This is a genomic window from Aphanizomenon flos-aquae FACHB-1287 (assembly GCF_014698755.1).
Taxonomy (GTDB): Bacteria; Cyanobacteriota; Cyanobacteriia; order Cyanobacteriales; family Nostocaceae; genus Dolichospermum; species Dolichospermum flosaquae.
This window is the reverse complement of sequence record NZ_JACJTO010000020.1, coordinates 37,049-48,753: the sequence shown is the minus strand read 5'-3', so window position 1 is coordinate 48,753 and position 11,705 is coordinate 37,049. Positions and strand designations below refer to the sequence as shown.

Genomic DNA, 11,705 nt, shown 5'->3' with positions numbered 1-11,705 from the left:
GTTAATTTTGGATTTTGGATTTTTAGCTCACGCAGAGGCGCAGAGAGAAGATTTACAACAATCATGGAAAATATCCCTCAAGCACTCATTTCTCTGTGAACTCTGTGCCTCTGCGGTTCGTTATTCTGTGAAATTTATTCATGTCAACTAAACCGCTACTGCTTGCAAAGCGTCCTTTACTCGTTGGTTTCTAATTTCTCCACCATGAGTAACACAAGCAGCAGCAACTATGTCGTCATCAAAATTGATTTGCAAGGCTTTGTCTTTTATTAAAAGTTGCATTAATGAGGTAATGTTTTTTGCGTACAGTTGGCTGGCGTGTACTGGCATGGATGAGGGTAAATTAATTGGTCCGATAATTGTGACACCGTTCCAAATTATATCTTTACCCGCTTCTGTACAAGCGCAGTTTCCACCCTGTTCTGCGGCTAAATCCACAATTACTGAACCGGGTTTCATTTGCGCTACCATTTCCTCTGTCACCAGTCTGGGGGCTTGTCTTCCTGGTACTTGGGCGGTAGTAATAACGATATCGGAGTTTTTGACGTGGCTGGCTACTAGTTCTTGGGTACGCTTTTTACTATCTTCTGAAATTTCTTTGGCGTAACCACCGGCTGCTACGGTTTCTTCTTCGAGTTTGACTTCGACGAATTTCGCTCCTAAGCTTTGCACTTCCTCTTTGACTGCTGGACGAATATCAAAGGCTTCTACTACCGCTCCTAGTCTTCTGGCCGTCGCTATGGCTTGCAATCCTGCCACACCTGCACCCATAATAAATACTTTGGCGGGAGCAATTGTCCCCGCAGCGGTGGTTAACATGGGGAAATATTTCGGTAATGCTGCTGCGGCAATCAGTACGGCTTTATACCCTGCCAGGGAGGCTTGGGAGGATAGGGCATCCATGCTTTGCGCTCTGGTGGTACGGGGGATTAATTCCATGCTCAAAGCGGTAATTTGCCGATTTGCTAATTGTTGGACTATTACGGGATTTCCCAGAGGATTTAGGAAGCTAATTAATACAGAACCTGATTTAAGTAATTCAAGTTCTGTCCGGCCATCTTCTCTCGTCTGCGGTGGACTAACTTTGAGTAATATATCTGCTTCACTCCATAATTGGGCAGAATCACTGATAATTTTAGCCCCTGCTGCTTCATAGTCAGCATCACTAAAAAATGCTTGTTCTCCCGCTCCCGCTTCTACCCAAACCTCTAAATCTTGTTTGACTAATTTGGCTACGGTGTCGGGAATTAATGCTACACGCCGTTCACAAATTTCTATTTCTTTCGCAACTGCTATTTTCATACAATCTCCTGGATATAAATACTTGTTGACATCACCGGTTAACTATTAATTAGGCTGTTAACCATGAATTACCCTTGTAGATAGAATTTTCAACTTGTACGTTCTTCTTTCTCTAGTCACAACCTCAACTTGACAGTATACAGATATCATCTTTGTAAAATAGCTATTAGTAAAATAAGTTATCGCATATCCTAGGACAATCTTCACATTTTGTATATTGTTCTTTAGATTATTTTATATTTGGGAAAATTTCTACCCCTTTTTTCTGATTCATGATTAAAAATTCAATCATTTGTGATATATGTGAGTGTTGGGAATTACCCACGAAAATTATTCTTTTAGATCATGGAGTTAAGAATGTTACACTAAATTCTAAATGATAGTAATACTTTATAACATAGTCCAAGTGCTGTAGTTATAAAAACTAAGTACAAGCCCATACTCCTCTTCTCTCCCCACGCCAATAAATGCAGAACTCAAGTATGATTATTATATATGGAATGTTTAATAACAATGGCACTTTTATTTTTAACTAACGTCTATTGTCAAGCTTATGTTTAGTTAGAAATACTAACACTTAGTTAAAAACTATCAACTAGAGAGAACCTAATTTATGAAACGCTTACTTTCTACATTGGCTATTACTAGCTGCTTATTAACAGGTTTTTCGGCTACGACTTGGGCGCAAAGCTTACCCGGTATAACACTTTTTAGCGGCGTTGATAGAAACGCTCAACTACCCTACCGCTTGGATTTTGGTGGACACGCTAACAGCACAGATCGTTATACACTCAAATTACCTGCTAAAAAAACGCGGTCTGCAGTGACTAAGTTTGAGATTACTTATCCTGAGTATTACCGTGGCACTTTTGATACTAAAGATATTGAAGTCAGAGTTAAGGGCAAAAGCGTTCCTCTATCTGAAGTAAAATGGGACAAGGAAGGTAGAGTGATTGAAATATTTCCTCAAGAACCAGTTCCGGCCCGTGCCAAAGTAGAGTTAGTATTATCCAATGTTCAAAATCCCAATGGTGGAATGTTCTATTTTGACTGTAAAGTTCTTTACTCTGGAGATGTGCTATCACGTTACATTGGTACATGGATTATCAGTATTAGTTAGGAAGTTGTTAGTTAATACTCTCAGAGGCTAAAATCTCTGAGCTTTTACCAGATGTCTCTATAAAACTGATCAATGACCAAAACAATTGTTGTTAAAATTGGCACTTCTAGTCTCACTCAAGCAGAAACGGGACAATTAGCCCTTTCTAGTATTGCTTCTTTGACGGAAACCCTTTGTGATTTGAGACGACAGGGACATCGAGTAATTTTAGTTTCATCGGGTGCTGTGGGAGTTGGTTGTGTGCGGTTAGGTTTAACGGAACGTCCCAAAACTATCGCTTTAAAACAAGCTGTAGCAGCAGTAGGACAGGGTAGATTAATGCGTATATATGATGATTTATTTACTATTCTGCAACAACCTATTGCCCAAGTATTATTAACTAGAGCAGATCTGGTAGAACGTAGCCGCTATCTTAATGCCAATAACACTTTTCAAGAATTACTAAATTTGGGAGTGATTCCTATAGTTAATGAAAATGATACAGTGGCTGTAGAAGAACTAAAATTTGGAGATAATGATACCCTGTCTGCACTAGTAGCCAGTTTAGTAGAAGCAGATTGGTTATTTTTACTAACAGATATTGATAGATTATACTCAGCCGATCCTCGTTCTGTACCTGACGCGAAACCGATTAGTTTAGTTAGTAGTATGCAAGAACTAACAGAATTACAGATTCAAACTGGTGGACAGGGATCTAGATGGGGAACTGGAGGTATGATAACAAAAATTTCTGCAGCCAGAATTGCGATCGCTGCTGGTATCCGTACAGTCATTACCCAAGGACAATTTCCCCGGAACATTGCAAAAATTATCGAAGGGGAACCCATTGGTACACATTTTGCACCCCAACCAGAACCAACTTCAGCCCGGAAACGCTGGATAGCTTATGGTTTGATTCCAGGGGGAAAATTATATTTAGATGAAGGAGCGATTACCGCTATTGTCAAAGCCGGAAAATCCCTATTAGCAGCAGGAATTAAAGCCGTAGAGGGGGAATTTAGCAATCAAGACGCGGTGCAGTTATGTGATATTAGCGGTCATGAAATTGCTAGAGGATTGGTGAATTATAATAGTCAGGAATTGCAGAAAATTTGCGGAAGACATTCCCGGGAAATTTCGGCAATTTTAGGTTATGAGGGTGCGGATACTGTGATTCACCGTGATAATTTAGTATTAATTTAAATATAGCATTTCTCATAGCAGAAATCGTCGAGTCGGGAAAAGAGACAAGAAAATCACCAATCACCAATTACAAATCACCAAATTGTGAATTTACTGCGTTTAATCCCAATTTTTGATAATTCTGTTTCTAGCTGGGGTTTAGAAGCTCGATTATTGCGCTGGCTAACATTAATATGGATGTTTATTGGCTTAGTCGTCCTCTTTTCTGCATCCTATCCTGTCGCTGATGAACGTCATGGTGATGGTTTATATTATTTTAAACGTCAAATTATTTGGGCTATAGTTTCCTTAATTATTTTCAACATCATTGTTAATCTACCATTGCGGAAAATCTTAGGGGTATCTCATTGGTTTTTGATATTTTTCTTGATGTTGATTTTTATCACCTTAATACCAGGATTAGGAAAAAAAGCCTTTGACGCAGCTAGGTGGATAGCTATTGGACCAATTCCTATCCAACCATCAGAATTAATTAAACCTTTTTTAGTTTTACAAAGTGCTACACTTTTTGGACAGTGGGAAAAACGACCTTGGGGAATTCGTTTATTTTGGTTAGGTGTTTTTTGTCTTGTTCTCTTAGGAATTATCGCTCAACCTAACTTAAGTACGACAGCACTTTGTGGGATGACAATTTGGTTTATTGCTTTAGCAGCAGGAATACCTTATAAATACTTGGGAGGAACAGCCGTCGGTGGTATACTGTTAGCAATAATCAGTATTAGCATCAAATCATATCAACGTAAACGCATTATGTCCTTTATGAATCCTTGGGCTGATGCTACGGGAGATGGTTATCAATTAGTACAAAGTTTATTAGCTGTAGGTTCAGGACAAACTTGGGGAGTTGGATTTGGACTTTCTCAACAAAAGTTATTCTATTTACCAATTCAAGATACTGATTTTATTTTTGCAATTTTTTCGGAAGAATTTGGTTTTATTGGCGGTGTTTTGCTATTACTAATGTTAGCAATATTTGCCACTTTAGGCTTAATTATTGCCATTAAATCCAAAAATCTCACATCCAAACTAGTAGCAATTGGTGTAGTAGTTATTATGGTCGGACAATCATTATTACATATTGGTGTAACCACAGGTGCATTACCAACTACTGGTTTACCTTTACCAATGTTTAGTTATGGTGGTAATTCCATGATTTCTAGTTTAGTATCTTCTGCTTTACTAATTCGGGTAGCTAGAGAAAGTAGTGAAGCCGAAGTAGTGACTTTACGAAAAACCCAGTCTAAAAATCGCCGCAGAAGATGATTTTTTTAGATTAATTCTTATCACTTAATTATGATGAAATGAGGAAAATAACATGAAAACCATTTTGATTATTGAAGATGAACCTCAAATTAGAAACAATATTCAAGAATTACTATATTTATCAGACTTTGATACATTAGTCGCAGAAAATGGTTTACAGGGTTTGGAGTTAGCTCAGGATAAACATCCTGATTTAATTATTTGTGATTTAATGATGCCTGATTTAGATGGTTATGGTGTATTAATTCGACTGCGACAGAATAGTTATACTGCCACAATTCCCATAATTTTCTTAACTGCTAAATCAGAATGGTCTGATTTACGTCGAGGAATGGAACTCGGCGCTGATGATTATTTAACTAAGCCTTTTCATCCGGATCAATTACTACAAGCTATCACAGTTAGACTGAATAAACAAGCAATATCTAAACAACAAACTCAGGAAAAATTGAATACTTTAAGTCAGTGTATTAGTCACTCAATACCCCATGAAATTAATACTCCTCTTAATCATATTCTGGGAATATCAGAATTATTAATTCAACAACATCGAGAATTTTCCCATGAGGAAATTTCAGAAATGCTAGAATCAATTTATAAAGCTGGTAAACGATTACATAAATTAACAATTAATTTTCTCATGTATGCAGATATAGAATTATTAGCATCTAATCCTGAAAAAGTAGAAGAGCTTAGAAACAATGGAGTCAAAACTTTTGTAAAATCAATAATTGAAAATGTAGCTTTAAATGTTGCCAAAAATTCCAACAGAGAAGCGGATTTAAGTATTGATATATCCGATGCAATAGTGAAATTATCTTCAGCTAAATTGAGTAAAATTGTTGAAGAAATAATTGATAATGCTTTCAAATTCTCCGAGCCTAATACACCTATAAAAATCATCGGTTCTAGCTATAATAACACCTTCCGTCTATTTATAATAGACCATGGACGGGGTATGACTGAGGAGCAAATTAATAATGTTGGGGCCTATATCCAGTTTGAACGCAAAATGTATGAACAACAAGGTTCTGGTTTAGGATTATTAATTGCTAAAACCTTAGTGGAACTGCACGGAGGAGAGTTTTTAATTGAGAGTATATATGAGAAACAAACTATTATTAGAATTGTCCTTCCTCGGTAGGTTAACTTATAATGGTTATGTACAAAACAAAATCCTCCCGGACTAGGGAACAGGGATTCCCTCAACTTCCCAATTTAGCATAACAAGTACCGAAGAGCCAAATATTTTGATTGTTTGTGTTGCATATTTTCAAAAAACGTTATAAATTATGAAGTTGTAGGGGAATAATTTATTTTTTGATATCAATAGCCAATTTCTGATCAAGTAGGTATACTAACCTTTTAGTTATTCTACACAAATAATTGAGTGTATTTTCAGGAACAGGGAAAAACTGCTAAATATGATGCAGTTTGTTTTTTATATTGACTGAGTTTGAATATTTTGGCTAGATTAATATTAGCTATTTCAAAGTGACGATGAAAATGGCATCAACAACAATTAAAGGTATATCTACTGCCAACAAATCTACTACCTGGAGTTAATCTGATCATGCAACTAAACAAATTAGAGATAGGTAAGAATATAGAAAATGAGGCATGGCAAGCATTAGAGAATTCAATTCTCTACTATAAAGGTCAGCCTGTAGGTACTGTAGCAGCTTATGATTCATCTGTAGAAGCACTAAATTATGACCAATGTTTTGTCAGAGATTTTGTTTCTTCGGCGTTGATTTTTCTCATTAAAGGTAGAACAGAGATTGTCAAAAACTTCCTAGAAGAAACATTAAAGTTACAGCCTAAAGAAAAGGCATTAGAGGCTTATAAGCCCGGTAGAGGTCTAATTCCAGCCAGTTTTAAAGTAGTTTCTGCCAATGGGGAAGAATTTTTAGAAGCTGATTTTGGTGAACACGCCATTGCTAGAGTTACACCTGTGGATTCTTGTTTATGGTGGTTAATTCTATTACGTGCTTATGTAGTTGCTACTAATGATTATTCCCTAGCTTATCAACCTCAATTCCAAACAGGAATTAGGTTAATTATGGATATCTGTTTGGCTAATCGTTTTGATATGTACCCGACGCTATTAGTTCCTGACGGCGCGTGTATGATAGATAGACGCATGGGTATTTATGGGCATCCTCTAGAAATTCAAGTTCTATTTTTTGCGGCCTTACGTGCAGCGCGAGAACTACTAATTTGCAAAGGTAATCAAGATATTGTCCAAGCAATTGATAACCGTTTACCTTTATTATGTGGTCATCTTCGTCAGCATTATTGGATAGATATTCATCGTTTGAATGCAATTTACCGCTTTAAAGGGGAAGAATATGGTAAAGCTGCGGTTAATCTTTTCAATATTTATGCAGATTCTTTACCTTATTATGATTTAGATAAATGGCTACCCAGAAAAGGGGGTTATTTTGCAGGAAATGTTGGACCATCACAAATGGATACTCGTTTCTTCACTGTCGGAAATTTGATGGCTGTAATTTCTGATTTATCTACAGAAGAACAGTCTGAAGCAATTATGAATTTGATCGAAGAAAGATGGGAGGATTTAGTAGGAGATATGCCTATTAAAATCTGTTATCCTGCTTTACAAGGTGAAGAATATCGAGTTGTGACAGGGTGTGATCCAAAAAATATTCCTTGGTCATATCATAATGCTGGTAGTTGGCCTGTTTTAATCTGGATGTTAGCAGCAGCAGCGGTAAAAACCAAAAAACCAGAATTAGCAGCAAGAGCAATCGACATTGCTGCTAATAAACTAAGTGAGGATCAATGGCCAGAATATTATGATGGTAAGAAGGGGAGACTAATTGGTAAACAAGCGAGAAAATACCAAACTTGGACAATTACTGGTTATTTATTAGCGTGGGAATTAATCAATCATCCTGATTATTTATCATTGGTTAGTTTTGATAAGTTACCCCCAGAAACCATTTCTAGAGCTTGTGAATTTGAGATTGGTAGTATAGATCCTTACATGGATCACTAACAGACATGAATTAATCAAAGTCCTCCTTTTTCAGGGGGACTTAGGGGGTATTTGAAACTTCTATTTATTCCCTGTTCCCTGTTCCCTAAAACTAAAAAACTTTGTACCTCACGAACATTATATCAAAAAATTGATCGCTATATTCCCAATTAAGGACTAAGAACCAATTGAAAAGAATTTAAATAGCCTGTAATAGTTTTATTTAAAGTATCATGCTGTTTTTTAGAAACTATTGCCATCACTTTATACAATCTACCATGAGCAACAAACATTCTAGTTTTAGTAATTTTGCCAATAACATTGACATATTCAATTTCTCTACCGGGTTGAAAGTTAGAACTGCGAATATTTCGCCGATTTAATAATCTACTTTTAGTAGCTGTTAATTCCACATATTGAGCTTCATCCATAATTTTCTCAGGGCTATTCATCTGCACATAACTATAAGGAAATTCATTATATGTGACTAGATATGCAGCTTCTTGTTTCAATGGTTGGGCTAAAAATATTTCTAATTTGATTTTCCCCATATAGGTTTTTTGAATTTGAGTTTTCCGCCTTGGTATTCCGGGCATTAATACTGTAAAACGTCCGTCTGGTGCTGTAAATGTCCGCCATTGAGATTTTACTACTTGGGGAATTGTCGGCTTTTTTTGGGAAGTTATCGGTTCAGGTAAATGCACTTTAGCAACAGCATAAGTGCCAGATAAAAAAGTGGTAGCAATCAAAGATAGTAAAATTTTGCCATTCATAACTTAAAAATTTGTAGATGCAGATTTTACCGTTGTTGCTAGTTATAACCTAGAGGCAGAAAAAGCCGCACCAATTAATCCAACCTGTTGATTAAGAATTATATGCACGGGTATTTCTTCAAGAAGAGAACCCATTCTGCCTTTTTGGGTAAAATTCAAGAGAAAACTACCATTTTCCATTAAAGGTAGGATTTTGGGAGCGATACCACCGGCAATGTATAATCCGCCATAGGGTAGGAGTTTGAGGGCTAGATTCCCGGCTTCTGCACCGTAAACCTCTATAAATAATTGCATAGTTTGTTCAGAAAGGCGATCGCTTTTTTGTAGTGCCGCACTGCCAATAAATGCTCCAGGATCAACGGTTTTTTCGGCTTTCTGTGCTTCTTGTTCCCAAGTTCTGACTGCTTGGGCAATTTCTGGAGATTCGGGGGCTATTTGCCTATCTCGTAAAAATTGGTAAATAGAAGTAATTCCCAAACCAGAAACCACCCTTTCCACGGAAACTCGTTGAATATCATGCTTATCCACAAGATATTTTAACAGTTGAAATTCTAACTCATTGCGGGGGGCAAAATCCGCGTGTCCACCCTCAGAAGGAAATACTTGATATTGTTTGTCCTGTCTAATCAAAAATCCCTGACCTAACCCAGTTCCAGCGCCAATTACAGCCATTGGTGCTGCTGGTTGATATTTACCAACTTGTAAAGTCAGTAAATCCTGTTTTGTTAACCCAAAAATGCCATAACCAACAGCCGCAAAATCATTAATTAAAGAAACTGAAGGAATACCCAATTCTTGAATTAAACGATCTTTATCCAGAAACCAGGTTAAATTGGTCAATTTAGCGGTATTTTTAACTACAGGTCCAGCGATCGCAAAACAAGCTTTTTCTGGAGTCCTAGAGTTAGCTGTAGTCAAAAACTTTTGGACCATGGGGACTAAATCGGGAAAATCTCCACTCCGAAAACTCTCCTCATACAGAGTTTTTAAACCTACTGTTTCTGAGGATTCCACTAAACGCAAAATTGTTTTTGTTCCGCCTATGTCTCCGGCCAGTAGCAATGTCATAAAATTTATCAGTTAGTAGGTTACTTTTGCTGAGTTAGTGTCAGTTGCGATTTAGAGAAAATTCCTATTAAATATTTACACAAATCGCACCAATTCTTCAATTTTTGTCAAATGGGAAGTATCTCCTTTTAGTTCTAGCAACCATTGTGAATCTTGACGCACGACCTTGACCAAGGAACATAAAGAAGCTTTTACCTCACTTTTGGCAATATCTCCCACTAATCCCATGGCCGCACCCAAGACAGACGCACCATGTGCCACCAATAGGATATCATGGGGGAAAAATTCAGTAGATAGACACCTGGCAGTTTGTGCTGAACGTTCTCGCACCTTTTCATGGGTTTCTGGGTATTGTGCAGCTATGCGTGATGTATAGCTAGTATCAATTCTAGGGAATAATTTTACTAAAGCTGAAGTTGGGAGTTTTTCAGGTTCTTCGGTCATCCATGCTGGATTTAGCCATTCACTCAAACCTATTTCTAGTTTAATCTGTAAATCCATAACTTCAGCAACAGCATTCGCAGTTTGTATGGTTCGCAAAAAGGGAGAAGCAAAAATATGGGCAATTTTTTTCCCCTTTAGTCGTTTTGCTAATTGCTGCGCCTGTACCATCCCATCATCCGATAAAGGTGGATCATATCGTCTTTGGGCGGTCAGAAACCAATCAGGATTTACAAAGTCAAGGCGGTTAGCGTGTCTTGCTATCCAAACTATTTGATTCATGGAGGAAATACAGGTGTTAATTTTTGTGATGTAGTTATAATAGGATACTTTGCAACCCTTTGACCAATCTTTCTATACCTGCTGTGGCTGTATCTGCTTGTAATGCACCATAAGCAACCCGCAAATAACAGCCATTTTCCATACCAAAGGTTATTCCAGGAATTACCGCTATTTTATATTCTTGAATCAGTTGTTTTACCAATTCTAAATCATTCATGTTTTTATGTACTTTTAAAAAAAAGTAAAATGCTCCATTAGCAGTGGTAATAGTACATAAATCTTTTAGAGATTGTAGTGCATTAATTACTATTTCTCTAACTTGAGCAATTGTCGCAATATGATCTTTTAAATAATCATCTTTTGCTTGTAATGCTCCCAAAGCTGCATATTGAGAAACCACCGGAGGACAAATTAAAATAGTATCTTGAACTTTTTTTACAGCAGTTAATAAATGCTCAGGAATTACCATATAACCAATTCTCCAACTTGCAAAACCATAAGCTTTTGATAAACTATAAAGAGAAATTGTATATTGATTACTGCCCGCAAATGACCCCGGAGAAATATGTTTTACATCGTTGTATGTAAAATATTCATAAGCCTCATCACTAATATGATAAATTCCCCTATCTCGACAAATTTCATTAACTTGACGTAAAGCAGTTTCAGAATAAACAACACCCGTGGGATTATTGGGAGAAATCGTCACCACAGCCCGGGTTTTATTAGTAATTGCTGCGGCTATAGCTTGAGGAATTAATTGATAATTTGCATCTGTCGCCACTAAGACTGGATGACAACCTGCCATTTTAATCGCCATTTCATGATTAAAATAGTAGGGAATATTCAAAATAATCTCATCACCGGGAGACGTAATTGCTAAAATAGCATTTATAAACCCCATATTGCTACCCGCTGTCACCACAATAGCGTTTTCTTCATTAATATCAATACCATTAAATATTGATAACTTTACCGTTAAAGCTGTTAATAATTCAGGAATTCCCACGACAGATTGATAAAGATGATTTTTGGGGTCAGAAAGGAATTTTGTTAATAGTTCTATCGCTGTTAATGGTGGTTGATAATGAACCACACCTTGTCCCAGAGAAATTGTCCCAGGAGAGTTTTTAATTAATTCTCCCACAACGGGAATAATCGGCGATTGTATCCCATTCATCCGAGAAAAGTTGTCATTCATAACTTGTAATTCCTAAATCAAAAAGAACTTGGGTAAAATAATAGAAACCTCAATTTTCCGCATTTCGCTGTA

At 36.9% G+C, this 11,705-nt stretch carries 10 protein-coding genes; 5 read left to right on the top strand and 5 right to left on the bottom strand.

Annotated elements, in window-relative coordinates; translation table 11 throughout:
- Positions 1-147: 147 nt before the first annotated feature.
- The gene (locus tag H6G44_RS11270) at positions 148-1,302 is read right to left on the bottom strand and encodes a Re/Si-specific NAD(P)(+) transhydrogenase subunit alpha (protein WP_190386677.1); all 1,155 of its coding nucleotides are present in this window, start codon (positions 1,300-1,302) and stop codon (positions 148-150) included.
- 613 nt (positions 1,303-1,915) lie between these two features.
- On the opposite strand from H6G44_RS11270, the gene H6G44_RS11265 reads away from it, so the two are divergent.
- The 5 genes from H6G44_RS11265 to H6G44_RS11245 all read left to right on the top strand — a co-directional run bounded on the left by H6G44_RS11265 (position 1,916) and on the right by H6G44_RS11245 (position 7,889).
- Positions 1,916-2,422: a DUF2808 domain-containing protein gene (locus H6G44_RS11265; RefSeq protein ID WP_190386678.1), complete on the top strand. Its 507-nt coding sequence runs from the start codon at positions 1,916-1,918 to the stop codon at positions 2,420-2,422.
- Positions 2,423-2,494: 72 nt separating this feature from the next.
- Positions 2,495-3,604 carry a glutamate 5-kinase gene (gene proB, locus H6G44_RS11260; RefSeq protein ID WP_190386679.1) on the top strand — a complete coding sequence of 370 codons (1,110 nt, stop codon included), beginning with the start codon at positions 2,495-2,497 and terminating at the stop codon, positions 3,602-3,604.
- Positions 3,605-3,688: 84 nt separating this feature from the next.
- Positions 3,689-4,867: an FtsW/RodA/SpoVE family cell cycle protein gene (locus H6G44_RS11255; protein ID WP_190386680.1), complete on the top strand. Its 1,179-nt coding sequence runs from the start codon at positions 3,689-3,691 to the stop codon at positions 4,865-4,867.
- 52 nt (positions 4,868-4,919) lie between these two features.
- Entirely contained in the window at positions 4,920-6,011 is a 1,092-nt protein-coding gene (locus tag H6G44_RS11250) for a hybrid sensor histidine kinase/response regulator (protein ID WP_190386681.1), read from the top strand.
- A 429-nt stretch (positions 6,012-6,440) separates the two neighbouring features.
- Positions 6,441-7,889, top strand: coding sequence for a glycoside hydrolase 100 family protein (locus H6G44_RS11245; protein WP_190386682.1), 1,449 nt, complete (start codon positions 6,441-6,443; stop codon positions 7,887-7,889).
- Positions 7,890-8,038: 149 nt separating this feature from the next.
- Here the strand turns inward: H6G44_RS11245 and H6G44_RS11240 are convergent, their stop codons facing one another.
- The 4 genes from H6G44_RS11240 to H6G44_RS11225 form a co-directional block, all read right to left on the bottom strand.
- A complete protein-coding gene (locus H6G44_RS11240; RefSeq protein ID WP_190386683.1) occupies positions 8,039-8,641 on the bottom strand; it encodes a hypothetical protein in 603 nt (200 codons plus the stop codon).
- A gap of 42 nt (positions 8,642-8,683) precedes the next feature.
- Complete coding sequence (locus H6G44_RS11235; protein WP_190386684.1) at positions 8,684-9,709, bottom strand: glucokinase; 1,026 nt, start codon at positions 9,707-9,709, stop codon at positions 8,684-8,686.
- A 75-nt stretch (positions 9,710-9,784) separates the two neighbouring features.
- Positions 9,785-10,432, bottom strand: a complete 648-nt coding sequence (locus tag H6G44_RS11230) for a histidine phosphatase family protein (protein WP_190386685.1) — start codon at positions 10,430-10,432, stop codon at positions 9,785-9,787.
- A 34-nt stretch (positions 10,433-10,466) separates the two neighbouring features.
- A complete protein-coding gene (locus H6G44_RS11225) occupies positions 10,467-11,633 on the bottom strand; it encodes a pyridoxal phosphate-dependent aminotransferase (RefSeq protein WP_190386686.1) in 1,167 nt (388 codons plus the stop codon).
- Positions 11,634-11,705 lie beyond the last annotated feature (72 nt).

What these genes read in the sequence shown, in the direction of transcription:
- H6G44_RS11270 (WP_190386677.1), bottom strand. Translation starts at nt 1,302, where the DNA reads ATGAAAATAGCAGTTGCGAAAGAAATAGAAATTTGTGAACGGCGTGTA.
- H6G44_RS11265 (WP_190386678.1), top strand. Translation starts at nt 1,916, where the DNA reads ATGAAACGCTTACTTTCTACATTGGCTATTACTAGCTGCTTATTAACA.
- proB (WP_190386679.1), top strand. Translation starts at nt 2,495, where the DNA reads ATGACCAAAACAATTGTTGTTAAAATTGGCACTTCTAGTCTCACTCAA.
- H6G44_RS11250 (WP_190386681.1), top strand. Translation starts at nt 4,920, where the DNA reads ATGAAAACCATTTTGATTATTGAAGATGAACCTCAAATTAGAAACAAT.
- H6G44_RS11245 (WP_190386682.1), top strand. Translation starts at nt 6,441, where the DNA reads ATGCAACTAAACAAATTAGAGATAGGTAAGAATATAGAAAATGAGGCA.
- H6G44_RS11240 (WP_190386683.1), bottom strand. Translation starts at nt 8,641, where the DNA reads ATGAATGGCAAAATTTTACTATCTTTGATTGCTACCACTTTTTTATCT.
- H6G44_RS11235 (WP_190386684.1), bottom strand. Translation starts at nt 9,709, where the DNA reads ATGACATTGCTACTGGCCGGAGACATAGGCGGAACAAAAACAATTTTG.
- H6G44_RS11230 (WP_190386685.1), bottom strand. Translation starts at nt 10,432, where the DNA reads ATGAATCAAATAGTTTGGATAGCAAGACACGCTAACCGCCTTGACTTT.
- H6G44_RS11225 (WP_190386686.1), bottom strand. Translation starts at nt 11,633, where the DNA reads ATGAATGACAACTTTTCTCGGATGAATGGGATACAATCGCCGATTATT.